30 protein-coding genes are annotated in these 25,804 nt (G+C 69.2%); 15 read left to right on the top strand and 15 right to left on the bottom strand.

Annotation, left to right across the window (positions count from 1 at the left end; genetic code table 11):
- Positions 1-60: 60 nt before the first annotated feature.
- Positions 61-828 (top strand): AzlC family ABC transporter permease, encoded by a 768-nt coding sequence (locus ACTJI6_RS05615; protein ID WP_440798567.1) that lies wholly within the window; start codon positions 61-63, stop codon positions 826-828.
- Entirely contained in the window at positions 825-1,157 is a 333-nt protein-coding gene (locus ACTJI6_RS05610) for an AzlD domain-containing protein (RefSeq protein WP_440798565.1), read from the top strand. The genes ACTJI6_RS05615 and ACTJI6_RS05610 overlap by 4 nt, the downstream gene beginning before the upstream one ends.
- Here the strand turns inward: ACTJI6_RS05610 and ACTJI6_RS05605 are convergent.
- From ACTJI6_RS05605 to ACTJI6_RS05590, 4 genes are read right to left on the bottom strand one after another with little or no spacing between them, the layout of a single operon-like run.
- Entirely contained in the window at positions 1,145-1,768 is a 624-nt protein-coding gene (locus ACTJI6_RS05605; RefSeq protein ID WP_126152970.1) for a hypothetical protein, read from the bottom strand. The genes ACTJI6_RS05610 and ACTJI6_RS05605 overlap by 13 nt on opposite strands.
- A gap of 19 nt (positions 1,769-1,787) precedes the next feature.
- A complete protein-coding gene (locus tag ACTJI6_RS05600; protein WP_126152971.1) occupies positions 1,788-1,943 on the bottom strand; it encodes an aa3-type cytochrome c oxidase subunit IV in 156 nt (51 codons plus the stop codon).
- 54 nt (positions 1,944-1,997) lie between these two features.
- The gene (locus tag ACTJI6_RS05595; protein WP_440798657.1) at positions 1,998-3,017 is read right to left on the bottom strand and encodes an MBL fold metallo-hydrolase; all 1,020 of its coding nucleotides are present in this window, start codon (positions 3,015-3,017) and stop codon (positions 1,998-2,000) included.
- The gene (locus ACTJI6_RS05590) at positions 3,017-4,714 is read right to left on the bottom strand and encodes an acyl-CoA dehydrogenase (protein WP_440798563.1); all 1,698 of its coding nucleotides are present in this window, start codon (positions 4,712-4,714) and stop codon (positions 3,017-3,019) included. Before ACTJI6_RS05590 ends, ACTJI6_RS05595 begins: the two co-directional genes overlap by 1 nt.
- 112 nt (positions 4,715-4,826) lie before the next feature.
- Between ACTJI6_RS05590 and ACTJI6_RS05585 the strand changes: the two genes are divergently transcribed.
- Entirely contained in the window at positions 4,827-5,774 is a 948-nt protein-coding gene (locus ACTJI6_RS05585) for an L-threonylcarbamoyladenylate synthase (RefSeq protein ID WP_440798561.1), read from the top strand.
- A gap of 49 nt (positions 5,775-5,823) precedes the next feature.
- Here the strand turns inward: ACTJI6_RS05585 and ACTJI6_RS05580 are convergent, their stop codons facing one another.
- Positions 5,824-7,251 (bottom strand): Glu/Leu/Phe/Val family dehydrogenase, encoded by a 1,428-nt coding sequence (locus ACTJI6_RS05580; RefSeq protein WP_440798559.1) that lies wholly within the window; start codon positions 7,249-7,251, stop codon positions 5,824-5,826.
- A 229-nt stretch (positions 7,252-7,480) separates the two neighbouring features.
- Between ACTJI6_RS05580 and ACTJI6_RS05575 the strand changes: the two genes are divergently transcribed.
- From ACTJI6_RS05575 to ACTJI6_RS05560, 4 genes are all read left to right on the top strand, one after another.
- On the top strand, positions 7,481-8,122 hold the full coding sequence (locus ACTJI6_RS05575) for a TetR/AcrR family transcriptional regulator (RefSeq protein ID WP_440798557.1): 642 nt from the start codon (positions 7,481-7,483) through the stop codon (positions 8,120-8,122).
- A 131-nt stretch (positions 8,123-8,253) separates the two neighbouring features.
- Positions 8,254-8,613, top strand: a complete 360-nt coding sequence (locus ACTJI6_RS05570) for a hypothetical protein (protein ID WP_126152976.1) — start codon at positions 8,254-8,256, stop codon at positions 8,611-8,613.
- 5 nt (positions 8,614-8,618) lie between these two features.
- Positions 8,619-8,903, top strand: a complete 285-nt coding sequence (locus tag ACTJI6_RS05565) for an I78 family peptidase inhibitor (RefSeq protein ID WP_440798555.1) — start codon at positions 8,619-8,621, stop codon at positions 8,901-8,903.
- 64 nt (positions 8,904-8,967) lie between these two features.
- Positions 8,968-9,300, top strand: a complete 333-nt coding sequence (locus tag ACTJI6_RS05560; RefSeq protein ID WP_126153007.1) for a DUF2794 domain-containing protein — start codon at positions 8,968-8,970, stop codon at positions 9,298-9,300.
- On the opposite strand, the gene hrpB is transcribed toward ACTJI6_RS05560, so the two are convergent.
- Complete coding sequence (hrpB, locus tag ACTJI6_RS05555; protein ID WP_440798553.1) at positions 9,297-11,756, bottom strand: ATP-dependent helicase HrpB; 2,460 nt, start codon at positions 11,754-11,756, stop codon at positions 9,297-9,299. The genes ACTJI6_RS05560 and hrpB overlap by 4 nt on opposite strands.
- A 111-nt stretch (positions 11,757-11,867) precedes the next feature.
- Between hrpB and ACTJI6_RS05550 the strand changes: the two genes are divergently transcribed.
- Genes ACTJI6_RS05550 through nagA form a run of 4 tightly spaced genes read left to right on the top strand, consistent with a single transcriptional unit; the run spans position 11,868 to position 16,269 of the window.
- Positions 11,868-13,235 (top strand): YcjX family protein, encoded by a 1,368-nt coding sequence (locus ACTJI6_RS05550; RefSeq protein ID WP_440798551.1) that lies wholly within the window; start codon positions 11,868-11,870, stop codon positions 13,233-13,235.
- On the top strand, positions 13,232-14,287 hold the full coding sequence (locus ACTJI6_RS05545) for a YcjF family protein (RefSeq protein ID WP_440798549.1): 1,056 nt from the start codon (positions 13,232-13,234) through the stop codon (positions 14,285-14,287). The genes ACTJI6_RS05550 and ACTJI6_RS05545 overlap by 4 nt, the downstream gene beginning before the upstream one ends.
- A 24-nt stretch (positions 14,288-14,311) precedes the next feature.
- Positions 14,312-15,148 carry a BadF/BadG/BcrA/BcrD ATPase family protein gene (locus ACTJI6_RS05540; RefSeq protein WP_440798547.1) on the top strand — a complete coding sequence of 279 codons (837 nt, stop codon included), beginning with the start codon at positions 14,312-14,314 and terminating at the stop codon, positions 15,146-15,148.
- The gene (nagA, locus tag ACTJI6_RS05535; protein ID WP_440798545.1) at positions 15,145-16,269 is read left to right on the top strand and encodes an N-acetylglucosamine-6-phosphate deacetylase; all 1,125 of its coding nucleotides are present in this window, start codon (positions 15,145-15,147) and stop codon (positions 16,267-16,269) included. The genes ACTJI6_RS05540 and nagA overlap by 4 nt, the downstream gene beginning before the upstream one ends.
- Here the strand turns inward: nagA and ilvD are convergent.
- From ilvD to ACTJI6_RS05505, 6 genes are all read right to left on the bottom strand, one after another.
- Entirely contained in the window at positions 16,256-18,094 is a 1,839-nt protein-coding gene (ilvD, locus tag ACTJI6_RS05530) for a dihydroxy-acid dehydratase (RefSeq protein ID WP_440798543.1), read from the bottom strand. The two genes, nagA and ilvD, sit on opposite strands and share 14 nt — an antisense overlap.
- 165 nt (positions 18,095-18,259) lie before the next feature.
- A complete protein-coding gene (locus tag ACTJI6_RS05525; RefSeq protein WP_126152984.1) occupies positions 18,260-18,574 on the bottom strand; it encodes a DMT family transporter in 315 nt (104 codons plus the stop codon).
- A 90-nt stretch (positions 18,575-18,664) separates the two neighbouring features.
- A complete protein-coding gene (locus ACTJI6_RS05520) occupies positions 18,665-19,162 on the bottom strand; it encodes a pyridoxamine 5'-phosphate oxidase family protein (RefSeq protein WP_440798541.1) in 498 nt (165 codons plus the stop codon).
- Between the two features lie 55 nt (positions 19,163-19,217).
- Complete coding sequence (locus ACTJI6_RS05515) at positions 19,218-20,417, bottom strand: UbiH/UbiF family hydroxylase (protein ID WP_440798539.1); 1,200 nt, start codon at positions 20,415-20,417, stop codon at positions 19,218-19,220.
- Positions 20,418-20,427: 10 nt separating this feature from the next.
- Entirely contained in the window at positions 20,428-20,613 is a 186-nt protein-coding gene (locus ACTJI6_RS05510; protein WP_126152987.1) for a hypothetical protein, read from the bottom strand.
- Between the two features lie 45 nt (positions 20,614-20,658).
- A complete protein-coding gene (locus ACTJI6_RS05505; RefSeq protein WP_440798537.1) occupies positions 20,659-21,351 on the bottom strand; it encodes a pyrimidine 5'-nucleotidase in 693 nt (230 codons plus the stop codon).
- Positions 21,352-21,416: 65 nt separating this feature from the next.
- Here ACTJI6_RS05505 and ACTJI6_RS05500 point away from each other — a divergent pair, with 65 nt between their 5' ends.
- From ACTJI6_RS05500 to ACTJI6_RS05490, 3 genes are read left to right on the top strand one after another with little or no spacing between them, the layout of a single operon-like run.
- A complete protein-coding gene (locus tag ACTJI6_RS05500) occupies positions 21,417-22,043 on the top strand; it encodes a GntR family transcriptional regulator (RefSeq protein WP_440798535.1) in 627 nt (208 codons plus the stop codon).
- A 43-nt stretch (positions 22,044-22,086) separates the two neighbouring features.
- The gene (locus tag ACTJI6_RS05495; RefSeq protein WP_440798655.1) at positions 22,087-22,671 is read left to right on the top strand and encodes a DNA-3-methyladenine glycosylase family protein; all 585 of its coding nucleotides are present in this window, start codon (positions 22,087-22,089) and stop codon (positions 22,669-22,671) included.
- Complete coding sequence (locus ACTJI6_RS05490; protein WP_126152990.1) at positions 22,668-23,318, top strand: alpha/beta hydrolase; 651 nt, start codon at positions 22,668-22,670, stop codon at positions 23,316-23,318. Before ACTJI6_RS05495 ends, ACTJI6_RS05490 begins: the two co-directional genes overlap by 4 nt.
- Positions 23,319-23,359: 41 nt before the next feature.
- On the opposite strand, the gene ACTJI6_RS05485 is transcribed toward ACTJI6_RS05490, so the two are convergent.
- Positions 23,360-23,785: a VOC family protein gene (locus ACTJI6_RS05485; protein WP_440798532.1), complete on the bottom strand. Its 426-nt coding sequence runs from the start codon at positions 23,783-23,785 to the stop codon at positions 23,360-23,362.
- Positions 23,786-23,970: 185 nt separating this feature from the next.
- On the opposite strand from ACTJI6_RS05485, the gene ACTJI6_RS05480 reads away from it, so the two are divergent.
- Positions 23,971-24,570 carry an HNH endonuclease gene (locus ACTJI6_RS05480; RefSeq protein WP_126152992.1) on the top strand — a complete coding sequence of 200 codons (600 nt, stop codon included), beginning with the start codon at positions 23,971-23,973 and terminating at the stop codon, positions 24,568-24,570.
- 4 nt (positions 24,571-24,574) lie between these two features.
- Here the strand turns inward: ACTJI6_RS05480 and ACTJI6_RS05475 are convergent, their stop codons facing one another.
- On the bottom strand, positions 24,575-24,748 hold the full coding sequence (locus ACTJI6_RS05475; RefSeq protein ID WP_164555113.1) for a hypothetical protein: 174 nt from the start codon (positions 24,746-24,748) through the stop codon (positions 24,575-24,577).
- Between the two features lie 94 nt (positions 24,749-24,842).
- Complete coding sequence (dapA, locus tag ACTJI6_RS05470; protein WP_440798531.1) at positions 24,843-25,718, bottom strand: 4-hydroxy-tetrahydrodipicolinate synthase; 876 nt, start codon at positions 25,716-25,718, stop codon at positions 24,843-24,845.
- Positions 25,719-25,804: the final 86 nt, after the last annotated feature.

Raw genomic sequence — 25,804 nt, 5'->3', positions numbered from 1 at the left:
CCTTCCGATTGGGCGTCGTGCGACGAAGGTGCCGCGATCCGGCCCCATGCGAAAGCCCCCATGTCCCCCGTTCCCCAACCCCGTCCCGATTCCCGGCAGCCCCTTGCCGATGGCGGTCAACCCTCCACCCTGCGCCAGACCTTCCTGCGCGGCGCGGTGAAGTCCTTGCCCTTCCTGATCGTGATGATCCCCTTTGCGCTGCTGTTCGGGGTCGTCGCGACCGAGGCGGGCATGGACGTGGCGCAGGTGATGGGGTTTTCGGTGCTGGTGCTGGCGGGGGCCTCGCAGTTCACGGCGGTCCAACTGCTGTCCGACAACGCCTCGGTCATCATCGTGATCCTGTCCTGCCTGGCGGTGAATCTGCGCATGGCGATGTATTCGGCCTCGCTGGTGCCCTGGCTGCGCGATGCCTCGGCCGGGCAGAAGGCCTGGGTCGCCTATGCCCTGGTCGATCAGAGCTATGCCCTGTCGATCCAGGAATACGAGGCGAACCCGCGCATGACCCTGCCGCACCGGCTGGCCTTCTTCGCGGGGGTGGTGATGGTGGTCTGCCTGCCGTGGATGGCCTTTTCCTGGCTGGGCGCGACGGTCGGAAAGGCGATTCCCGACGACATCGCCCTGGATTTCGCGATGCCCATCACCTTCCTGGCGATGATCGCGCCGATGCTGCGCACGCCCGCGCATCTGGCGGCTTGCTTCGTCGCAGTGCTGGGATCGCTGGTGCTGGCGGGTCTGCCCGCGGGGCTGGGCCTGCTGATCGCGGCGCCGCTGGGGATGGCGGCGGGCGCCGCCGTCGAATCCCGGTCCCGGAAAGGGGCGCGGCCATGAGCAACGGCATATCCGACCTGACCGTCTGGCTGGTCATCCTGGTGCTGGGCATCGGCACCTTCCTGATCCGCTGGTCGTTCCTGGGCGCGCTCGGCAGCCGGGATCTGCCGGAATGGGTGCTGCGGATGCTGCGCTATACCCCCGTGGCGGTGCTGCCCGCCCTGGTCGCGCCGCTGGTCGTCTGGCCCGCCGCGACCGGAGGCCAGCCCGATCCGGCACGGATGGCCGCCGCCACCGTCACGGTGGCGGTCGGCCTGTGGACGAAGAACATGATCCTGGCGATCGTCGCCGGGGCGATCACGCTGTTCGGCCTGCTTTACATGTTGTAGCCGACGATCTGCCCGTTCTTCTGGCGGATCAGCACGTCGTGGTTGTTGGCCGGATCGCCATCCATATGGCGTTTCGACTGCACGCCCGGCAGGGTCAGGAACCAGTCGCGCAGCTTCAGCGGCGAAAAGCCGGTGGGCGCGCTTTCGAACCCCGGAACGCGCCGCAGGGCCTTGCCCGTATTCACCGCGCAATAGCTCTTGGGCGAGGCGCCCTGCGATTCCACCGCCCGGATTGCGGCGTCTGCGACTTCGCGGCTGACAAGGACCGTATCCTCGGCCACCCAATAGGTCTTGCGGGCGTGATAATCGATATAGAAGTGCTTGAAGTTGTCGGTGATCCCGTACAGCACATCGTTGCGCTCCGGGATGCGCGGATGTTCCCAGCTTCCCGCCGGGTCATAGATCACCCGCTGGCTGCCGTTGATCATCAGGGCCGAATGCCCGCCTTCGCCGCGCGGAATGCCGATCACCGTAAAAAGCGTGATCGAGGGCGGTTCGTCCGAGACAAAGCGCGCCGCGCGCAGTTCCTCGTCCGAATCCCAAACCTTCTGGGCGCCGCAGGCAGCCAGGGCGACGGGCAGCGCCGCCGCCAGAAAGACGCGTCTTTTCATGGAATTCCCGCCTGACCGATCAGCTGTTGACCAGGGCCATGAAGATCAGGACCAGAATCGACAGGATGCCGACCCAGGTCGCGAACTTCAGAAAGCCCGCGAAGGTCCGCTGCTGTTCGGTGATGTCCATGGTGCCGATCTTGTGGTCGGTATCGTGGTGATGATGCGTGGCCATGCGCCTGCCCTCCTGTCCGGTTCGTCCTTGCGATAACGGAAACCGCCTGCGCTGTCACGCCCCCCACAGCGCGGCGCCGTCTCTGGTGCCGACCTGTGTGACGATCCCCAGCCGGTTCAGGTGGTTCACATGGGCCACAGCCTCGACCAGGGCCAGGCCGAATTCGTCCGCGCCGATCCGGCGCTTGAACAGGATGTCGAAACAGCCGACCGCCGTGCGCGGCGCCTCGCGCAGCGCGGCGGTCAGGCGGTCCAGCGCGGAATGGTGATTGTCGATCAACTGCCGCAGCCGCGTGGGCAGGCCGGTGAAGGGCAGCTTGTGGCCCGGCAGCACCAGATGCCCTGGTTGCGCCAGATCCCGCATCCGCTGGCAGCTTTCCAGCCATTCGCCGACAGGGTCCGCCTGGGGTTCGGTCGGATAGACCCCCAGATTGGGCGAAATCGAGGGCAGCAACTGGTCGCCGCCGATCACCAGATCGTCGTCCAGCGACCAGAAGGTCGCGTGGCAGGGGGCATGGCCATGGCCCATGGCGACGCGCCAGCGGCGGCCCCCGAAGCCGATCTCCTGGCCGTCCGCCAGCCGGGTGAAGCCCAGCGGCAGCGGATGGACCACATCGGCAAAGTTGAAGGGCCGTTCCGCCGCCCGCTTTTCCAGCAGGTCGGCAGGCATCCCGGCACGCCGCCAGAAGGCCAGCGATTCAGGGCTGGCGCGGTCCTGCCGGTCCAGCACCAGCATCCGCGCGGTCAGCCAGGCGGTGCGGCTGATCGCCAGTTCGGCCCCGTCACGCGCCATGAACCAGCCCGCCAGCCCGATATGGTCGGGGTGGTGATGGGTGCCGATCACGCGGCGGACCGGCCTGCCTTCCAGCGGCCCGGCCAGCAGCGTCTCCCAGACCTCGCGGCTGACGGGGGTGTCGAAGCCGGTATCGACCAGCGTCCAGCCGTCGCCCTCATCCAGGGCATAGACGTTGACGTGATCCAGCGCCATCGGCAGCGGCAGGCGCATCCACAACACGCCCGGCGCGACCGTCACCGCCTGCCCCGGCTGGGGCGGGGTATCGAAGGGATAGCCGATCACGCCGCGAAATCGCCCGACAGCGCGGCGTCGTCGATGCCGGTCAGGTCGTCCCGCCCCGCTACCGCCTCGGCCAGATCCGAGGCGTGGCGCGGCAGCACACGGGCCATGAAGACGCGCGCCAGGGCCCGATGCGATTCGCCGCCCGCCTGCGCGGCCCGCAGGTGATAAAGCCCGCCCAGCACCCGCGCGAAGGCGGTCAGATAGGGCACCGCCCCCGCGAAGCGTTCGGGCAGGTCGCGGTCCAGCAGAGCCTGGGTCGCCTCGCGCAGCGTCTCGGCCGCCTGCCACAGTTGATTCGCCATCTGCGGATGGTCCGCCTGCGCGGATTTCGCGCCGTCCGCGATCTCGTCCAGCAGGCGCAGGGCGGCGTCGCCCCCGTCCGACAGCTTGCGGCCCACCAGATCCATCGCCTGGATGCCGTTCGTGCCCTCATAGATCGGGGTGATCCGCACATCGCGCAGATACTGGGCGGCGCCGGTTTCCTCGACATAGCCCATGCCGCCATGGACCTGCACGCCGATATCGGCGACGCGGCAGCCCACATCGGTGCCATAGGCCTTGGCGATGGGCGTCAGGAAGGCCGCGCGGGCGGCGTGGACCGCATCGCCCGTGGCGCGCTCGAGGTCGATGGCGGTGGCGCAGGCCAGGCCGATGGCACGGGCCGCGAACACCTCGGCCCGCGCGGTGGCCAGCATCCGGCGCACGTCGGGATGCCGGATGATCGGCCCCATCTGGTTGCGATCCGCCGCATAGGCGACCGCCTGCTGCAAGGCCGCCTCGGCCACGCCGACGCCCTGCATCCCGACGCCCAGCCGGGCGCAGTTCATCATCGTGAACATCGCGGCCATGCCCTTGTGTTCGGCACCGACCAGCCAGCCGGTCGCGCCCTCGAAGCTCATCACGCAGGTGGGGCTGCCGTGGATGCCCAGCTTCTCCTCCAGGCTGACGACCTTCAGGCTGTTGGCCACGCCCGGCCTGCCCGCCGCATCGGGAATCAGCTTCGGCACCATGAACAGGCTGATCCCGCGAGTCCCCTTGGGCGCGTCCGGCAGCCGCGCAAGCACCAGGTGGCAGACGTTCTCGGTCACGTCGCTGTCGCCCCAGGTGATGAAGATCTTCTGCCCGGTGATGCGATAGGTGCCCTCGGCGTCCGGTTCGGCCTTGGTCACCAGCGCCCCCACATCGCTGCCCGCGCCGGGTTCGGTCAGGTTCATCGTCCCCGACCATTCACCGGAAATCAGCTTCGGCAGGTACAGCGCCTTCAACTCGTCGCTGGCATGATGCTCCAGCGCCTCGATCTGGCCCTGGGTCAGCAGCGGGTTCAGCTGCAAGGCCAGGCAGGCGCCCGCCATCATCTCGGCCACGGCCATGTTCAGCGCCTGCGGCAGGCCCGACCCGCCATGGTCGGGATCGGCGGACAGCCCGATCCAGCCGCCTTCGGCGATCGCCCGGAATCCTTCCGCGTAACCCGGCGAGGACCGCACCCGGCCGTTTTCCAGCACCGCCGGATGTTCGTCACCCTTGCGGTTCAGCGGTGCCAGGACATGGGTCGCCAGCTTCCCGGCCTCGGCCAGGATCGCGGCGGCGGTGTCCGGCGTCGCCTCGGCAAAGCGGTCGGTTCCGGCAAGATCGCGGAACGGCACGACATGGTTCAGGATGAAGTCGATCTGCGCGACCGGCGCCTTGTAGCTCATCTGGTCCCCCCTTTGGCGCCTTGGCAATCACAACCGGCGCGACTATCAAACTGTTGTCGCAGATCATCTTAAGAGGCTGCGGACAAGGCTCAACCGAAACCCGGCGTCACGGATGCGGACCGAAAGACTGTTCCCAGACCAGGCGGGCATCGCCCGCGCGGCGGCCCTGCTGGCCCAGGGCCAGGTCGTGGCGATCCCGACCGAGACGGTCTATGGCCTGGCGGGCGATGCCCGCGACGGACTGGCGGTCGCGCAGATCTATAAGGCCAAGGGGCGGCCCAGCTTCAACCCGCTGATCGTGCATGTCCCGGATCTGGACGCCGCCCGCGGAATCGCCGACCTGCCCCCCCAGGCCGACATCCTGGCCGCCGCCTTCTGGCCCGGCGCCCTGACGCTGGTCCTGCCCCTGCGCGCGGATGCGGGCATTGCCTCGCTGGTCACGGCAGGGCTGCCCACCGTGGCGATCCGCGTGCCCGCCCATCCCGTCGCGCAGGCGCTGCTGCGGCTGGCCGGTCCACTGGCCGCGCCCTCGGCCAATGCCTCGGGCCGGATCAGCCCGACCAGCGCCGATCATGTGCTGGATCCCGACGGCGGGCTGGACGGCCGCATCGCCGCCGTGCTGGACGCAGGCCCCTGCCCGGTGGGCCTGGAATCCACCATCGTCGGCTGGCCCGGCGGCCGCGCCACCCTGCTGCGACCCGGCGGCATCCCGGCCGAAACCATCGCCGCCGCCCTGGGCCGTCCGCTTGCGGATCACCAGGCCGATCCTTCGGCCCCGAACGCGCCGGGACAACTGACCAGCCACTATGCCCCCCAGGCCACGCTGCGCCTGAACGCAGCGGCGCCCGCGCCAGGGGAAACGCATATCGCCTTCGCCGCCCCCGGCCCGTTCACGCTGTCTGACACCGGCGACCTGGCTCAGGCCGCCGCGCGGCTGTTCGACACCCTGCGCCGCGCCGACCGCGAGGGCCGTCCGATCGCCGTGGCCCCGATCCCCGACCACGGCCTGGGCGCCGCGATCAACGACCGCCTGCGCCGCGCCGCCGCCCCTCGGGCCTGACCATCTTCTGTGCCCAAATATCCCGGGGGGAGCCGCCGGANCCCAGCCCCTACAATCCCAGCGACCCGTAGACGTTGGAAATCCGCCGGATCGCCACGACATAGCCCGCGGTGCGCATGTCATCGACCTTGGGGTTGGACATCCACACCTCCTTCATCTTCTTGAAGGCCTCGCGCATGGTGTCGTCCAGGCCGGACCGGACCAGATCCAACTCGTCAGCGCCATGCAGGAAGGCCTCCTTGAAGCCCTTGGCCAGTTCGAAATTCGTCCCCGTATCGGCCGAGATCCGCTCCAGCTCCTCAACCAGCATCCGGGCGCGGGCTTCCTCGTGGCGGCGCTCCAGCCGGCCGAGGCTGATCTGCGACAGGTTCTTGACCCATTCGAAATAGCTGACCGTGACGCCGCCCGCATTGGCATACATGTCGGGGATGATGACCACGCCCTTGCGCTTCAGGATCGCGTCGGCATCCGCCGTGACGGGACCGTTCGCGGCCTCGATGATCAGCTTGCACTTGATGCGGTCGGCGTTGTCGGCGTGGATCACGCTTTCCACCGCCGCCGGGATCAGGATGTCGCAGTCGTCCTCCAGCGCGGCCAGCCCGTTCTCGCGGTAGTCCCCGCCGACGAAGCCCTTGACGCCGCCGGTCGCGCGGATATGGCCGCGCAGCGAATCGATGTTGATCCCCTGCGGGTTGCTGATCGCGCCGTCGCGTTCGATCACGCAGGTGATCAGGGCCTTGTCCTCGACCGACAGGAACTGCGCGGCGTGATAGCCCACATTGCCCAGGCCCTGCACGATCACCCGCTTGCCCGCCAGCGTGCCGGTCAGGCCGGCCTTCTTCATCACGTCGTCGTGGCGGAAGAATTCCCGCAGCGCGTATTGCACGCCCCGGCCGGTCGCCTCGACCCGGCCCTCGATCCCGCCCGCATGGCGCGGCTTGCCGGTGACGCAGGCCTTGGCGTTGATGTCGTCAGGATGCAGCCGCTTGTAGGCGTCGGCCATCCAGGCCATTTCCCGTTCGCCCGTTCCCATGTCCGGCGCGGGCACGTTCTGCGACGGAGAGATCAGGTTCCGCCGCGACAATTCATAGGTGAAGCGCCGGGTGATCCGTTCCAGCTCGTCCTCGTTCCAGGCGCGGGGATCGATGCACAGGCCCCCCTTGGATCCGCCGAAGGGCACCTCGACCAGCGCGCATTTATAGGTCATCAGCGCGGCCAGCGCCTCGACCTCGTCCTGGGTCACGTCCAGCGAATAGCGGATGCCGCCCTTGACCGGCTCCATATGTTCCGAATGGACCGAGCGATAGCCGGTGAAGGTGTGGATCTGCCCGCGCAACCGGACGCCGAATCGGACGGTATAGGTCGAATTGCAGACCCGGATCTTTTCTTCCAGCCCCGGCTGAAGGTCCATCAGGCCGGCGGCATGGGTGAACATCCGCTCGACCGAGTCGCGGAAGGATGTGTGGGGGATCGTCATCGGCTGCTCCTGACAGTTGACGCCGGTTATCGACGACCCGAACGCTATGCCAGCCGGACGGCGGGTGCCAAGGGTAATCTGAACAAAAACAAGGCATTTTCTGTTTTTATCGACCAGGCCTTCCGGGACGGGGTGAAAAAATCCTGTGGCCGTACTGCAACCACGACGGGAATTTCGGATTGAACCTCATGCGGTCGGTGTTAGTGATGGCTGACTTAGGAAAGCAAAGATGCCCAAATCCCAGGCAGTTAGCCCAGGCCGCAAATTCGACCAGGTGGTTCGCGGCGCCGCCGCCATCTTTCTGCGCGACGGCTTTGCCGGGGCCAGCGTCGACGACATCGCCCGTGCCGCGCAGGTGTCCAAGGCGACGCTCTACAGCTATTTCCCCGACAAGCCGCATATGTTCCAGGAAGCGATGCGGGCCGAAACCGCCCGGCTCGAGGGCAGCTTCACCCTGGATATCGCCCCGGATCTGGACCCCGCGCAGGCGATCCCGCTGATCGTCGCCCAGGTCGCCGAATGGCTGGCAGATCCCGCCCGCGTCACCCTGCGCCGCGTCCACCTGGCCGAAGCGCCGCGCTTCGCCGACCTGTCGGCCCGCTTTCACGACACCCTGGTCCATGTCCTGCACGGCGCCATCCGGCCCTATCTGGACCGCTGGGTGGCCACGGGGCAGCTGTGCCTGGACGACACCGAAATTGCCGCCGGGCAGCTGATCGCCCTGTCCGGCGCAAGCGTGCCGGATTCGATGCTTCTGTGCCGGAAAGGCAAGGGGCCGGACGACGGGATCCAGCCCGCCGCCGACCTGTTCCTGCGCGCGGCCCTGCCTCTGCAAACGGACGCGCCGCGCCGCTGGACAGGCAGGCGGTGACAGGCAGGCGATGATGCAATCGTGACGGTCGCGACGCCTTCTCAAGCCGGGTCGGCCATTGTATCATCGGCCCGCGAAACCCGCGACAGACGGGAACAAGAACGGGCACACCCGAGGGAAGACAGATCATCATGAAGACGACCACCATCCTGCTGCCGCTGATGGCCGCCGCCCTTGTTTCCGGCTGCATGGCCCCGGCCCCCGCACCCGCGCCGATCCCCGAACCCGCGCCCGTGGCCTATGTGCCGCCTGCCCCGCAACCCGTGGCAGGCGTGGCCGGGCTGACCGAACGGAAGCCAGACCTGTGCGGCGCGACCAAGAACTATGCCTCGGCGGTGGGCCAGCCGGGCAGCGTGATCCCGACGCTGGGCGTCACCAAGGAATACCGGGTCGTCGAATACCGCGGGATCGAGCCGCAGGAATACGACCCCAACCGGATCGTCTTCCGCCTGGATGCGGCGGGCATCATCACCAATGTCGATTGCGGGTGACCATCATGAACGCCAGGATCCTGTGCCTCGGACTGACCGCCGCCACGCTGCTTGCCGCCTGCGAGCCGGTGCCCGTGGAGCCCGCGCCCGTCACGCCGCCCGATGACTGCCGCGCCTCGGCGTATCAGGGGCTGGTGGGCCAGCAGGTATCGGTGCTTGCCGCGATGACCTTCCCCATCGGCACCCGCCAGATCGGACCCAACGACGCCGTGACCTCGGACTTCCGGCCCGACCGGCTGAACATCGAATACGGCGCCACGAACCGGATCGAGAAGGTCAGCTGCTACTGATCCCCGCGCGCCGCCCGTTTTCGGCATTGCCTTGCGGGCGGCGGGCTGTCACCATCCCGTCATGATGAACGCCGGCCCGCCGTTTCACGCCGATCCCGACCGGGTCGTCTTCGACAGGACGGAACTGTCGCTGATCCTGTCGGTCTATGGCCGCTTCGTCGCGGCGGGCGAATGGCGCGACTACGCGATGTCCTTCCTGCGCGACGCCGCCATCTTCAGCGTCTTCCGCCGCGCCACGGAACATCCCCTCTACCGGATCGAGAAACGCCCCCGCCTGCGCGCGGCCCAGGGCGCCTATGCGGTGATCGGCATGGACGGGCGCATCCTCAAACGCGGCCACGACCTGCGCCAGGTGCTGCGGGTGCTGGACAAGGCGCTGATCCGCCCCGTGGATTAGGTGCCTCGCGGCTTGGCCCGCGTGGTGGGATCGGCCTCGCGCGGATCCTCGGGCCAGGGGTGGCGGGGATAGCGGCCGCGCATGTCCTTCCTGACATCGGCATAGGAGGACGCCCAGAACCCCGGCAGATCAGTCGTCACCTGCACGGGCTTGCCGCCCGGCGACAGCAGGCTGATCCGCAGCGGCCGCCCGCCCACCACCGGATGGCGGGTCACGCCGAACAGTTCCTGCAAGCGCAGTTCGATGGACGGCTGCTCGTGGCCATAGTCGATCGGCACCTTGCGGCCCAGCGGCGTGACGAAATGCGACGGAACCTCGCGCTCCAGTTGCTGCTGACCGTCCCAGCCGATCCGCGCCTTCAGCGGCTCGACCAGATCCAGCCCGCGCAGATCGGCCAGCGTGCGGATCCGCCCCAGCCAGGGCAGCAACCAAGCGCCATCGGCCAGCAGGCTGGCATCGTCCACCGCCCCCAGATCCGGCACCAGCGCGATCCGCGCCCGCAGCCGCGCCGCAGCCGGGGTCCAGGGCAGGCCGTCCAGCCGCAGCCCCTCCAGCGCCGCGCGCGCCACCGCCTCCGGCGGAACCTCCGGCCAGGCGCGATCCGACAGGACCAGGGCGCCCAGCCGTTCCTGCACCCGCGCCAGAACCCGCCCCTCGCGCCGCGACCATTCGCAAAGCGCCACCGTCTCGATCCGCCCGCCATGCAGCGCGCGCAGATCGGCCTCGTCCAGCCGCGCCGCCATGCGAATCCGGGCCTCGCGCTGATCGCCGTCCAGGTCGACGGCGACGATCAGCCGCTGCCCTGCCATGGGATCGCCCGCCTCCATGACCGTGCCCTTGCCGCCCGACAACACGAAGCGCGGCTCCTCCCCCTTGCGCCGCAACCCGATCCGGTCGGGATAGGCCAGAGAGACAACGCCGCCCCATTCTTCTTTGCCCAAATACCCCAGGGGGGTCCGGGGGGGCGGCGCCCCCCCGCCGTCGCGGGACGCAACAAGGCGCCGCAGCCGGGCAGCCTCATTGCGGATCTGCTGGATCACCCCCCGGTTCGCCTCATGCGGATACCGGGCCACAAAGCCCCTCGGGTCACGAACCGCCGCCAGCCGCAGCGCCAGATCGACCGGAGCGCCCCGCAGCGGATCGCGGTTCGACAGCAGCGCCGCCAGTTCCGCCGCCCCCTCGCCTGCGCGCAGCAGCATATGCGCCAGCCGGGGATGCAGCGGCAGCCGCGCCAGCGCCCGGCCGTGATCGGTGATCCGGCCCCCGCCATCCAGCGCCTCCAGCCCCGCTAACAGCGACCGCGCCTCGGACAGCGCGCCTTCGGGCGGGGGCGTCAGGAAGGCCAGGTCGCCCGGCACCGCGCCCCAGGCGGCCAGTTCCAGCGCCAGCCCCGCCAGATCGGCCACCGCGATCTCGGGCGGGGCAAAGGCGGGCAGCGCACCTTCCTCGGCCCGCGCCCACATCCGGTAACAGATCCCCGGCGCCACCCGGCCCGCGCGGCCGCGCCGCTGGTCGGCCTCGGCCCGGCTGACGCGTTCGGTCACCAGCCGCGACATGCCGGACCCCGGATCGAAGCGCGCCCGGCGCGCCCGGCCTGCATCGACCACCACCCGCACCGCCGGAATGGTCAACGAGGTCTCGGCGATCGCCGTCGCCAGCACGATCCGCCGCCGCGCGCCCGGTTCCGCCAGCGCCGCGCGCTGCTCGGCAGGCTTCAGCGCGCCATACAGCGGCAGAACCTCGCAGCCCCCGCCAAGCTGGGCCATCACCCGCCGGATCTCGCCCTCGCCCGGCAGGAAGGCCAGCACCGTGCCCCCCATGCCGCGCGTCTCGGCCTCGGCCTGGGCAATCAGCCGCGCGGCCTCGTCCACCAGCCGGGCGCCTGCGGCCAAGGGACGGGGCAGCCAGCGCGTCTCGACCGGAAAGGCCCGGCCTTCGGACCGGATCACCGGCGCATCGTCCAGCAGCGCCGCCACGGGTTCGGGATCCAGCGTGGCCGACATCACCAGCAGCACCAAATCCTCGCGCAGGGCGCCACGCGCCTCCCAGACCAGGGCGAGGCCCAGGTCGGCATTCAGGCTGCGTTCGTGGAATTCGTCGAAGATCACGCAGCCGATCCCGTCCAGCGAGGGGTCGGACTGGATCATCCGCGTCAGGATCCCTTCGGTCACGACCTCGATCCGGCTGCCCGGAACCGATTCGCCGCGCATGCGATAGCCGACGCGCGCCCCCACCGCCTCGCCCAATTGCTGGGCCAGCCGTTCCGCCGCCGCGCGCGCGGCCAGTCGGCGCGGCTCCAGCATCACGATCTTTCCCGCGATCCGCTCAAGCAGCGCCAGGGGCACGCGCGTCGTCTTGCCCGCCCCCGGCGGCGCGACCAGCACCGCCCGGCCATGGGCGGCCAGCGCGTCACGCAGCGCGGGCAAAACATCGTCGATGGGCAACCGATCGGGCATCCCCGCGTTATGTCGCAACGGCGGGCCAAGCGGAACCCCGGCCCGCCGCCCTATGCAAACCCGTCCCCGGAGCCTATCTTCCGGCAAAGACAACGGAAAACGGCAGGCGGAATGGGTATCGGCAGCACATTGATGGCGGGCATCGGCCTGGGCGATCCGGTGATCCGTCTGGGCGTCACCGGCCTGTCGCGGGCGGGCAAGACGGTGTTCATCACCTCGCTGGTGGCCAACCTGATGGATCGGGGGCGGATGCATGCCCTGCGCGCCGCCGCCGATGGCAGCATCAAGGCCGCCTGGCTGCAACCCCAACCCGACGACACCATCCCGCGCTTCGACTTCGAACGCCACCTGGCCGCGCTGACCGGCCCGGAACCGCATTGGCCCGAGGGCACGCGCCATGTCAGCCAGTTGCGCCTGTCGCTGCGGCTGGACGGCCGGGGTCTGCTGGGCGGGCTGACCGGGCCGCGCACCGTTCACCTGGACATCGTGGATTATCCCGGCGAATGGCTGCTGGACCTGCGGCTGATGGAAAAGGATTTTTCCGAATGGTCGGCCGAGGTGCTGGACCGGATGCAGGGCCGCCCCGGCGCCGAGGAATACCAGGCCGCGCTGAACCGCCTGGACGGCGACCGTTTCGACGAACCCGTCGCGCAGCGGCTGGCCCAGACCTATACCGCCCATCTGCACGCCGCGCGCGAGGCGGGCTGGTCCGATTGCACCCCCGGTCGTTTCGTGATCCCCGGAGAGATGGAGGGCTCGCCCGCCCTGACCTTCGCGCCCCTGCCCGCATCGTTCGAAGGCGGGCGGCTGCACAAGGAATTCCGCCGCCGCTTCGACGCCTACAAGTCGCGGGTCGTGAAACCCTTCTTCCGCAACCATTTCGCCCGCATCGACCGCCAGGTGGTGCTGGTCGACGTGCTGGGCGCGATCCACCAAGGCCCGCGCGCGGTCGAGGATATGCGCCGCGCCATGGCCGACATCCTGACCGCCTTCCGCCCCGGTCGCGCGGGCTGGCTGGCCCAGCTTCTGGGCACGCGCCGGGTGGAACGCATCCTGTTCGCCGCGACCAAGGCCGACCATCTGCACCAGGTCCAGCACAACCGCCTGACCGCGATCCTGTCGGCCATGCTGCGCGAGGCCCGCGACCGCGCGGATTTCAGCGGCGCCCGGACCGAGGCCATGTCCATCGCCGCCCTACGCGCCACGACCGAGGATGTGATCCACCAGGACGGCCAGGAATTGCCCGCCGTGCGCGGCCGGCTGCTGGACGGGCGGCAGGCGGCCTTCTATCCGGGCGAACTGCCCGCCGATCCCGCCGCGCTGCTGCACCCCGCCCGCGACGGCGCCGACCGCTGGCTGGACGGGGATTACGCCATCATGAACTTCGCCCCCGCGCCGATGACCGCGCGGCCCGGCGACGGCCCGCCGCATATCCGGCTGGACCGCGCCGCCGAATTCCTGATCGGAGACCGGCTATGAGCGATACGCCCCGCCGTGGCCCCGTCCTGATCGAACTGGACGCGCCGCAGGCCGCCCCCCGCCCCGCCCCCGCGTCCGAAGCGCGCGAGGACAGCCTGAACCCCGCCGACGCCCCGCCGATCGACGCCGCCGATCCGCTGCTGCCGCGCCCCCGCACGATGGAAATGGTGACGCGGCTGGTCGGCCGGCCGCCCTCGAAGCTGACACGCTTCTTCATCAATTCCGGCGTGGCGCTGTTCACCTTTCTTCTGTCCATCGCCGCGCTGAACTTCATCAACGACCTTCTGACCCGCTATCCGGTGCTGGGCTGGATCGGGGTCGGGCTGTTCGCGCTGTTCACGCTGGCGGCGCTTGGCATGGCCTGGCGCGAATACCGGGCCTGGGCGCGCTTCGCCCGCATCGACGCGATCCAGCGGCAGGCGGGCGCGGCCCTGGCCGAGGACAGCCTGGACAAGGCCCGCGCGGTGGCTGACGGCCTGGTCGCGCTCTATCGCGACCGGCCGGAACTGGAATGGCACCGCAAGCGGCTGGCCGACAACCGGGGCGACGCCTTCGACGCGCGCACCCTGCTGACCATGGCGGAAACCGAACTGCTGGCGCAGCTGGACCAGGATGCGCGGCGCGAGATCGAGGCCGCTGCCCGGACTGTCGCCGCCGCCACCGCGCTGATCCCGCTGGCCTTGGCCGATGTCGCCGCCGCGCTGGCCGCGAACCTGCGCATGATCCGCCGCATGGCCGAAATCTATGGCGGGCGGGCGGGCGCGGTCGGCGGCTGGCGCCTGGCGCGCACCGTCATCACCCATCTGGTCGCCACCGGGGCGGTCGCGGCGGGCGACGATCTGGTCGAGACCATCGCCGGGGGCGGGATCCTGTCCAAGGTCTCGCGCCGCTTCGGCGAGGGCGTGGTGAACGGCGCCCTGACCGCCCGCGTCGGCATCGCCGCGATGGAGGTCTGCCGCCCCCTGCCCTTCATCGCCCAGCCCCGGCCCAAGATCGGCAACCTGGTCACGCGCGGGTTGCGCGGCCTGTTCGGCAGCGACGAACGGGGCTAGAACCGGCCCGAAAGGGGACAGGCGATGGCGTTCTTTCTGGGAATCGACGGCGGGGGGTCGGGCTGCCGCGCGGCTCTTGCGGATGCGGATGGCCGGATCGTCGGCCAGGGCCGGGGCGGGCCTGCCAACATCAACACCGATGTGGACGCGGCCGCTCTCAGCATCCTGCAAGCCACCGCCGAGGCAGTCGAGGGCACCGGCGCCGATCCCCGCGACCTGATCGTCACGCTGGGCCTTGCGGGCGGCACCATGACCGCGGCGACCGACCGGCTGGCCGGGCTGCTGCCCTTTGCCCGGATGCAGATCGTCAACGACGCAGTGACGGCGGCGCGCGGAGCCTTGGGAACGCAGGACAGCATCCTGGCCGCGATGGGCACCGGGTCGGTCTTCGCCGTGCAGCGCGGGGGCGACCTCCGCCAGGTCGGCGGGCGCGGCTTCCTGATGGGCGACGAAGGGTCCGGCGCGGTCCTGGGCCGGGCGCTGCTGTCCCTGGCGATGCGGGCCGAGGACGGCTTTGTACCGATGACGCCGCTGCTTCGGGTTCTGCTGGAGGAGATGGGCGGGATCGAGGGGATCATCCGCTTCGGCAATCGCGCCAGCCCGGCGGATTTCGCGCGGCTGGCCCCGCGCATCATCGGCGCGGACGACCCGGCGGCGCGGCAGGTCTTTGATGCGGCCGTGGCCGAGGTCCGCCACATCCTGACCGTGCTGCAAGCCGACGCGCCCCTGCCGGTGGTCTTCGTCGGCGGGCTTGGCCCCGCCTATGCGGCACGGCTGACGGACTGGCCGCAGCGGCCCGCGCTCGGGTCCGGGGTGGACGGCGCATTGCTGATGGCGCGGCAGATGGCCGGGGCGGCATGACGACTCTCGCCGCAACGCGCGTCTTTGACGGGCAGCGGATGCTGGCTGATCATGCCGTGGTGATCGACGGCGACCGCATCGCCGCCATTCTGCCGCTGGCCAAGGCCGGTCCCGCGACCCGGCTGGACGGCACGCTCGCCCCCGGTTTCCTGGACTTGCAGGTGAATGGCGGCGGCGGGCTGATGGTCGGGGGCGACACCGACCCGGCGGCGCTGCGCCATATCTGCGCCACGCATCAGCGGCTGGGCTGCGCGGGTGTGCTGCCGACGCTGATCACCGACACGCCGCAGGCCACCGCGCAGGTGATCGCCGCAGGCATCCGGGCCATAGGCACGCCGGGCTTCCTGGGCCTGCACCTGGAAGGCCCGCACCTGGACCCCCGCCGCCACGGCGCCCACGACCCGGCGCTGATCCGGCCTATGGACGCCGACGACCTGGCGCGGCTTTGCGACGCGGCCCGCGCGCTGCCGGTGCTGATGGTGACGCTGGCGCCCGAATCCGTCACCCCGGACCAGATCGCCACGCTGTCGCGCGCGGGCGCCATCGTCAGTCTGGGCCATACCGATTGCGATTACGACACCGCACGCGCCGCCTTCGAGGCGGGCGCCCGCTGCGCCACGCATCTGTTCAACGCCATGAGCCAGATGGGCCATCGCACCCCCGGACTGGTCGGCGCGGTGCTGGCGGGCGATGCCCAGGCCGGGCTGATCGCGGACGGTATCCATGTCCACCCGGCGGCGATGCGCGCGGCCTTGGCGTCGCGGCCCCAGGGCATCTTCCTTGTGACCGATTGCATGGCCTTCGCGGGCAGCGACCTGGCCGAAATCCGACTGGCGGGCCGCGCGATCCACCGCCGCGAGGGGCGGCTGACGCTGGCAGACGGGACGCTGGCCGGGGCGGACCTGCGCATGGACGGGGCGATAAAGGTGCTGGTCGAACAGGTCGGCATCGCGCCCGAACGCGCGCTTGCCATGGCGGCATCCGAACCGGCGCGCGCCGCCGGGCTGTCGAACGAATACGGCGCGCTGCGGGAAGGCAGGCGCGCCGATCTGGTGCTGCTGGACGATGATTGGCGCCTGCGGTCCGTCTGGATCGCAGGCCAGCCGGTCATTCCGGGATGACGCGCACCGCGCCGCGCGCGGCACTGGTTGTCATCGCCGCATAGGCGCGCAGCGCGGTCGAGATCTTGCGCTGGCGCGGCTTGGCGGGCTTCCAGCCCAGGGCCTCGCGCTGTTCGCGGCGGGCCGCCAGGGTGGCGTCGTCCACTTCCAGATGGATCACCCGGTTCGGGATGTCGATGCGGATCGTGTCGCCCTGTTCGACCAGGCCGATGGTGCCGCCTTCCGCCGCCTCGGGCGAGACATGGCCGATCGACAGCCCCGACGACCCCCCCGAAAAACGGCCGTCCGTTACCAAGGCGCATTCCTTGCCCAGCCCTTTGGATTTCAGATAGCTGGTCGGATACAGCATTTCCTGCATCCCCGGCCCGCCGCGCGGCCCTTCGTAACGGATCAGCACGATTTCGCCCGGCTTGACCTTGCCGGTCAGGATCGCGGACACGGAATCGTCCTGGCTTTCGAAGATATGCGCGGTGCCGGTGAAGGTCAGGATCGAATCGTCCACCCCCGCCGTCTTCACGATGCAGCCATCCTCGGCCAGGTTGCCATACAGCACCGCCAGCCCGCCATCCTGGCTGAAGGCGTGGTCGGCGCTGCGGATCACGCCCGCCTTGCGGTCGGTATCGACCGAATCGTAGCGCCGGTTCTGGGAAAAGGCGACCTGTGTCGGCACCCCCCCCGGCGCGGCGCGGTAGAAGTCGTGGACAGACGCGGCATCGGTGCGCATCACGTCCCAGCGGTCCAGCGCCTCGGCCAGGGAACCGGCATGGACGCTGCCGACCTGCGTATGCAGCAGGCCCGCCCGGTCCAGTTCGCCCAGAATGCCCATGATCCCGCCCGCGCGGTGGACATCCTCCATATGCACGTCGTTCTTGGCAGGCGCGACCTTGCACAGCACCGGCACCCGGCGCGACAGACGGTCGATGTCGGACATGGTGAAATCGACGCCGCCTTCATGCGCCGCGGCCAGCAGGTGCAGCACCGTGTTGGTGGACCCGCCCATCGCGATGTCCAGCGTCATCGCGTTTTCAAAGGCCTCGACCGTCGCGATCGAGCGCGGCAGCACGCTGGCATCGTCGTTTTCGTAATAGCGCCGGGCCAGATCGACGATCAGATGGCCCGCCTCGACGAACAGGCGCTTGCGGTCGGCATGGGTTGCCAGGGTCGAACCGTTGCCCGGCAACGCGAGGCCCAGGGCCTCGGTCAGGCAGTTCATCGAATTGGCGGTGAACATGCCCGAGCACGACCCGCAGGTCGGGCAGGCGGAGCGTTCGATGGCCGCGACATCGGCGTCGGATACCGTGTCGTCGGCGGCGGCGACCATCGCATCGACCAGATCCAGCGCCTTGACCTTGCCGTCTTCCAGCACGACCTTGCCGGCCTCCATCGGGCCGCCCGAGACGAAGACGACCGGGATGTTCAGCCGCAACGCGGCCATCAGCATGCCAGGCGTGATCTTGTCGCAGTTGGAAATGCACACCATCGCGTCGGCGCAATGGGCGTTGACCATATACTCCACGCTGTCTGCGATGATTTCGCGCGAGGGCAGCGAATACAGCATCCCGTCATGGCCCATCGCGATCCCGTCATCGACGGCGATGGTATTGAATTCCTTGGCGATCCCACCTGCGGCCTCGACCTCGCGCGCGACAAGCTGGCCCAGATCCTTCAGGTGGACATGGCCCGGCACGAACTGGGTGAAGCTGTTGACGATGGCAATGATCGGCTTGCCGAAATCGCTGTCCTTCACGCCGGTCGCCCGCCACAGGCCGCGCGCGCCCGCCATGTTGCGGCCATGGGTGGTGGTGCGGGAACGATAGGCGGGCATGGCATAAGTCTCCTGTAGCTGGCGGGTTGGTTTAGCACCATCGACAGCGGAAGGAAATTGCCTGCGGACGCAGCAGCACGCACATTTCATGTCGCACCCGCCGAAAGCGCCGGGGGTTTCACACCCCCGGACCCCCGTGGGATATTTGCACCAAGGCAAACGGGGTCAGGACGCCAGCTTCATCGTCACGATGCCCGCGACGATCAGACCCGCCGCCAGCAGCCGCGCGGGCGTGACGGGATCTCCGAACAGGACGATGCCTATCACGAACGCCCCCACGGCGCCGATGCCGACCCAAACGGTATAGGATGTGCCCAGCGGCAATGTCCGCATCGCCACCGCCAGCAGCCAGAAGGACGCGACCATGCCGACGGCCATGACGGCAGTGGGCAGGACGCGGGTGAAGCCGTGCGATTGCTTCATCGCGGTCGCCCAGACAATTTCCAGAAGACCGGCGAGAACAAGATAGAACCAGGCCATGACGAACCTCTTGCGGGCCGGGTCGTCCCGGCATGGTGCCCTTGGCGGGGAGGTCGTCCTCTGGGCCTCTAGATACGGGCGTGGGCGGCGCTAATCAAGGCGGTCGACCTTGGCGTTCTCGACCAGTTGGGTCTTCACGCCCGCCAGCCGCTCGGCCAGCATCTTGGCGCCCGTGACCAGCAGGTTGCTGCCATCCCACAATTCGGCAGACTCGGGCGTTACCGTGATAACGCGCAGGTCGGGATTGTCGGGGGATTTGAAGAAGGTCTCGTCGCTGAAGCGCCACAGGTCGCGGGCCTTGGCCGGGTCGTGGCTGACGCGGGCCGTGCCGTAGATCACGGCGTAATCGTTCGCGCGTTCGTCCGAAAATGCCAGCGAGACATGGGGATTGGCCTCGATCTGGTCCAGCTTGCAGCCCTGCGTGTCGGTCAGGACATGGATCGCCCCCTCGTCCCGGCGGACGCGGGCAAAGACGGGGCGGACCCGCTGACCCTCGCCATCGCGGGTGACGAACAGGCAGGGGTCCAGCTTGTCGGCCAGGGTCCAGATGCGGTCGATCACGTCGGGGTCGGGACTGGTGTCGGGCATGGGTTCCTCCGGGTCTGTCAGGACAGCAAACGCGAAGGCGGGGGCGATGTTCCGGCTAGCGCATCCCCAGCCCGGCCCGCATCATCAGCCGCCGCACCGGGGCAATGCCGTAAAGCCCACCCAGTGCCGCCGCGCGCAAGTCGCGCAGGGGACGCAAGGACGCCTGGCTGGCGCGGTTCAGCGCGTCGATGCCCAGCAGGCGGGCAAAGGCCTCGGGGCGGCGGGCGCGGTCATAGGCGGCAAGGCTGGCCGCGCTGCCGGGATCGTCGCCGGACAGGTCGATCAGCGCGGTCAGGTCCGCCAGGCTCATGTTCAGGCCCTGGGCGCCTATGGGCGGGACGACATGCGCCGCCTCAGCGATCAGGGCGGTGCGCGGGCCGGTGAAGCGGTCGGCGATCTGGCTGATGATCGGCCACTGGGTCAACCGCGTGGCCAGCGTCAGACGGCCCAGCACCCCGGCGGACCGGGCGTTCAGTTCGGCCTCGAACGCCTCGGGCGGCAGGGCGGCAAGGCGGGCGACTTCACGCCCGTTCTCCATCCAGACCACCGCGGAACAAGGCTGTCCGTCCCGGTCGGGCAGCGGCACCAGCGTGAACGGGCCGCCTGACCGGTGGATCTCGGTCGAGACATTGCCGTGCGGCACGTCATGCGTGACGGCGAAGGCCAGCGCCTTCTGGCCATAACGGAAGGTCCGCACGCCGATGCCCAGGGCCTGGCGCACGGGCGAATCGCGGCCGTCCGCGCCGACCAGCAGCCGGGCGCGGATGCGGCGCCCGTCGGTCAGCGTGACCAAGGCGCCTTCGTCGCGGGCAACGACCGCCGCCGTGCCGGTGCCGGGCTGGAAGCGGACATTCTCCATCCCCGCCAGCCGGGCCGAGATTTCCCGGCGCAGCAGCCAGTTGGGCAGGTTCCAGCCGAAGGGCTGATCGCCGATCTCGGTTGCGTCGAAATCGCGGGTCAGCCGCGCCACGGGCCGGGCGCCGCCCGCATCGACGATGCGCATGATCTGCAAGGGCGTGGCATGGGGCAGCAGGCGGTCCCACAACCCGATCCGGCCCAGCAGGGCGACGGACGGCGTCAGGAAGGCGGTGGTGCGCAGATCGGCGCCCTCGGCCCCTTCCTCGGTCACTGGGGGGGCGGGATCGACGCAGAGGGTCGAAAACCCCTGCGCGCCGAAAGCCGCCGCCGTGATCAGCCCGGCAATGCCGCCGCCTGACACCAGGATGTCGGTCGTCTCGACCTGGCCTGCGATCATATGCCGCGGCCTAGTTGCCAGCCGTGAACAGCAGCATGACTGTGAAAACGGCAACCGTCAGCACCAGGCCCAGCAGGCCAAGCACGGGAAGGCCGAAGGTGGCGACCGCCAGAACGGCAATCACGACAACGACCAGCAGAAGGGCAATGACAAGGAAATTCAGGCGATTTCCGTTTTTATCGGCAGTATGGGTCATGGTGCAGCCTATCGGATTGCGCGTCCGGGGGACATTCTGGCGCAATCAGCGGCCAAGGGCAATCTGGCGCAGGAATGCCGTCAGGTCGTGGATGTGGTGATCGACATGGGCGGGCACCGCGCCCGCCATCGCATCGGGGCCGTGCCGCCCCGGCCCGACCAGGATCGTGCGCATCCCCAGCTCATGCGGAACGGCCAGGTTGCGGGGATCGTCCTCGAAGAAGGCGGCGCGGCGTGGGTCGATGGCGGCATAGCCGATCACCGCCGCATAAGCCTCGGGGCGTGGCTTGGGGTGGAAATGCGTCTCGGCGATGCCATAGATCCCCTCGAAGATCGGCGCGGGGACAGCGTCGTCCAGCAGGCCGAAGCCTCGGGCGCGCAGCACCTTCACCGCATAGGCGGCATCGGCATTGGTATGGACCAGCTTGCGCCCCGGCAGCGCGGCGATGGCCGCCGCCAGATCCGGCGCGGGCAGCAGGGGCGCAAAGTCGATGTCGTGGACCTCGTCCAGATAGGCGATGGGGTCGATGGCATGTTCCGCCATCAGCCCCGCCAGCGTGGTGCCGTGCCGCATCCACCAGTCGCGCCGCATCCGGTCGGCGGCGTCGCGTTCCACCGACAGGGTGCGCATGACGTAATCTGTCATCCGCGATTCGATCTGCGGGAACAGCGCCATCTCGGGCGGGTAGAGCGTATTGTCCAGATCGAAGATCCAGGTGTCGACATGCGTGAGATCCATATCCGCTGCCTAGCCCCACGACAGCGCGCTTGCAATCGCCCGGCGCGCGGCCAATCGTGCGGACCATGAAAGACGCATATTCCCTGATCCTGGCCGCGATCGAGGCCGGCACCTATCGCCCCGGCGACCGGCTGGTCGAATCCGAACTGGCCGAACGCTTCGGCGTCAGCCGCACCCCCGTGCGCGAGGCGTTGCAGCGGCTGGAAACCCAGGCGATGCTCGTCCGCGACGGGCGCAGCCTGATCGTCGCATCGCTGGACCACAACCAACTGGCCGAGCTTTACACCGTCCGCGCGGAACTGGAGGCCCTTGCCGCCCGCCTTGCCGCCCGCCACGCCACACCCGAGGAGGTGCGCGTCCTGGCGCAGATGGTGGCCGACGACCAGCGGGCCATCCGCGACCCCGAGGCCTTGGCCCGCGCCAACAAGCGCTTCCACCACCAGATCCACCTGGCGTCCCACAACCGCTATCTGGTCCAGCAGCTTGACCTGGTGCATCGGACCATGGCGCTGATGGCCAAGACCTCGCTGGCGGCAGAGGGGCGCGGAGAGACCGCGCTTGCCGAACACAAGCGCATCGTCGATGCGATCGCGGCAGGCGACGGGGCGGCGGCGGACAGGGCGCTGCGGCAGCATATCTCGATGGCCTGGGAAACGCGGCTGAAGCTGGAGGCCGCGGTGGACCGTGACTGACGCCCCGCGCCTGATCCGAACCGCCGACGACCTGGCCGAGGGGATGGCCCATCTGGTCGCGGTCTGTCCGGTCTGGGCACGGGTCGCGCCGGATCTTGGCGCCCTGCCGCTGCGGCGGCGCCCCGACGGGTTCGAGGCCATCGCCCACGCCATCGTCGGCCAGCAGATCTCGGTCGCGGCGGCGGATGCGATCTGGGCGCGGATGGGCGCGGCGGGGCTGCTGACGGCCGACGGCATCGCAACGGCGGACGAGGACGCGTTGCGCGCGGCGGGCCTGTCGCGGCCCAAAGCGCGTTACCTCAGGGGGATCGCGGCAGCGGGGCTGGACTGGGACAGCCTGCGCGCCCTGCCCGACGACCAGGCCATCGCGGCGCTTGTGGCCCTGCCCGGCATCGGCGTCTGGACGGCGGAAATCTATCTGAAATTCGCGCTTGGTCGGGCGGATGCGTTCGCGGCGGGCGATCTGGCCCTGCAAGAGGCCGCGCGGGCGATGTATGGCCTGGACGCCCGCCCCGGCCCCGCCGCGCTGCGGGCGATGGCGGAACCCTGGCGTCCCTGGCGCGCGGTTGCGGCGCGGGGCCTGTGGGCCTATTACCGGCTGGCCAAGGGCAGCGAGGGAGTGTCATGAGCCAGTTGAAATCCGCCCGCAAGGGACCATCCAGGGCCGATGCGGTCGTGGTCTTCCTGCACGGCTATGGCGCGGACGGGGCCGACCTGCTGGGCCTGGCCGACCCGCTGGGACCGCATCTGCCCGGTGTGGCCTTCCATGCCCCCGACGCGCCGGAACGCAGCGTCAACAATCCCTTCGGGTTCCAGTGGTTTCCGATCCCCTGGCTGGACGGTTCGACCGAGGCGCAGGCGAAGGAATCGATGGAACGATCCATCGGCTTGCTGAACGGCTGGCTGGACAAGGTTCTGGCGGACGAAGGGCTGACCGCGGACCGGATGGTCGTGGTGGGCTTTTCCCAGGGCACGATGATGGCGCTGCATGTGCTGCCGCGCCGGGACCAGGCGGTGGCCGGGATCGTCGGCTTCTCGGGCCGGTTGCTGGCCCCGGACCTGCTGGCCGAGGCGAAGGTCAAGCCGCCGGTCCTGCTGCTGCACGGCGACCAGGATCCGATGGTGCCGTTCCAGGACATGCAGCTTGCCGGAGAGGCGCTGGAGGCGGCGGGTTTCACCGTCTATGGCCATGTGATGAAGGGTACCGGGCACGGCATTTCCCCCGATGGGCTGTCGGTGGCGCTGAGCTTCCTGAAGGATCGACTGGGGAAATAAGGCGGGGGCNCACCCCCGCGGGATATTTCCGCACAGAAGATTTAACGCCAGATCGCCGGGTCGGCGAGTTCGATCGAATTGCCAGCCGGATCGCGCAGATAGATCGACCGCGCGCCGTTCGGCCAGGAAAAATCGGCCTCGATGGCGATGCCATGGCCGGTCAGGTGGCGGCGCCAGGCATCCAGATGGCCGGGGGCCACGGCCAGGCAGAAATGGCCCGGTCCCCGCGCGCCGTGCGGCGGCACCGGCAGGCGCGCGTCGGGCTTCGGCGGCTGTTCGGTGGCAGAGGGGTTGAAGACCAGCAGAACCTGCGACGGCGCCACGCGAAAGAACACATGCCGCCCCGGCACGGCCTGGAACGGCGCCAGACCCATCACGTCGCGCCAGAAGGCTGTCGCGGCGTCCAGATCCTCGGCGTAGAGGGCGGTTTCCAGCGTGCCAAGCACGGGGGGCGTTCGATCCGTCATGATCCGCAGACTGCCAGCGGCGCGGGCGGAAGGCAATTGTCATGGCCTCGTCACCATCCCGGATTATTCGATCCGCAGAACGGACAGATCCGGGGGCTTGCCAGATGCCGGACGCGATATATAGTCGAAGCCACGGATCTGACGGGGCGCCCCCGGCCACCCATGGGGGCAGGCGGGAAGGCAACATGCTGGATCAGCGACACCAGACGGATTTTCGAACCCAGTTCGTGCGAGAGCCTGCGGGCCTGCGCCATTATCCGGCCCTGGTGCTGAATGCGGATTATCGGCCGCTATCCTATTATCCGCTGTCGCTGTGGCCCTGGCAGGAGGCGGTCAAGGCCGCCTTCCTGGACCGCGTGGACATCATCGCCGAATATGACGAGGTGGTGCGAAGTCAGCGCCAAGCGTTCCGCCTGCCCTCGGTCGTCGTTCTGAAAGATTACGTCAAACCCCAGAAGCGCGTGGCCTTCACGCGCTTCAATCTTTTCCTGCGGGACGAATTCTGCTGCCAGTATTGCGGGCACAAGGGCGACCTGACCTTCGACCATGTGGTGCCCCGGTCGCGCGGCGGCGTCACCAGTTGGGAAAACGTCGTCGCCGCCTGTTCGCCCTGCAACCTGCGCAAGGCCAACCGCAGCCTGCGCCATTCGGGCATGAGCCTGCGCCGCAAGCCCCGCCAGCCGTCACCCGAGGAGATGCACGCGGCAGGCCGGCGCTTTCCGCCGAATCACCTGCACGACAGCTGGATGGATTTCCTGTACTGGGACGCCGAACTGGAAAGCTGAGGCGTCAGGCGTCGTGATCGTGCCGGTCGCCCTGCGCCAGATGCAGCAAGGCGGCGCCGGACAGGGCGATCAGCGCCACGGCCACCGCCGGAACGCCCGCCGCGAAAGAGGCCCACAGTGTCAGGGCAGCGACAAGAATGACTGCGGCGATCAGGATCAGGAAATGCGGCAGGGGCATGGCGGACGTCTCCTCGACCCCAATATGGGGCCGGGGAACCGCTTTGAAAAGACGATGCGGTAAATGCGCGCGAAAATGTCGCGCGCCTTCGCCGTCAGATCAGCCCGGCATGGGCCAGCGCCGCGTCGATCAGGCGGCGGGTCGGTTCGGTCAGCGCCACCAGCGGCAGGCGCACCCGTTCGTCGCACAGGCCCAGCCGCGACATGGCGTATTTCGCCCCGACCAGGCCCGGTTCGACGAAGATCGCGATATGCAGCGGCATCAGCCGGTCCTGGTATTCCAGCGCCTTGGCGTAATCGCCCGCCAGGGTCGCGTTCTGGAATTCGGCGCAGAGCTTCGGCGCGACATTCGCGGTGACGCTGATGCAGCCCACGCCGCCATGGGCGTTGAAGCCAAGCGCGGTGCCGTCCTCGCCCGACAGCTGCACGAAATCGGGGCCGCAGGTGATGCGCTGCTGGCTCACCCGCTCCAGCTTGCCGGTGGCGTCCTTGACGCCGACGATCGTCGGCAGCTTCGCCAGTTCGCCCATGGTTTCCGGCGTCATGTCCACGACCGACCGGCCGGGAATGTTGTAGATGATGATCGGCAGGTCGCTGGCCTCGGCCAGGGCGGTGTAATGGGCGATCAGCCCGGCCTGGGTCGGCTTGTTGTAATAGGGCGTCACGACCAGGGCGGCGTCCGCGCCGACCTCGGCCGCGTGGCGGACCAGGCCGATGCCCTCGCGGGTGCTGTTCGACCCCGCGCCCGCGATGACCGGGATGCGGCCGTCCGCGGCGCGCACGACCTCCTCGATCACCAGGCGGTGTTCGTCATGGGTCAGGGTCGGGCTTTCGCCGGTGGTGCCGACCGGGACAAGGCCGTGGCTGCCCTGGTCGACATGCCAGTCGACCAGCTTCTTCAGCGTGTCCAGGTCCAGCTCGCCGTCTGGGGTGAACGGCGTGACCAGTGCGGGCAGGGATCCCTTGAACATGACACGCTTCCTTGCAGAGAGGTATGGATTGGGCGCCTGATAACGGGCCTGCGGGAACTTGCCAAGGATGTGAATTGCGTCCGGGC

Origin of the sequence: Paracoccus sp. 22332 (assembly GCF_052045125.1) — a bacterium.
Taxonomy (GTDB): Bacteria; Pseudomonadota; Alphaproteobacteria; order Rhodobacterales; family Rhodobacteraceae; genus Paracoccus; species Paracoccus haematequi_A.
The sequence above is the reverse complement of the archived record's forward strand: the minus strand, read 5'-3'. Positions and strand labels throughout refer to the sequence as shown.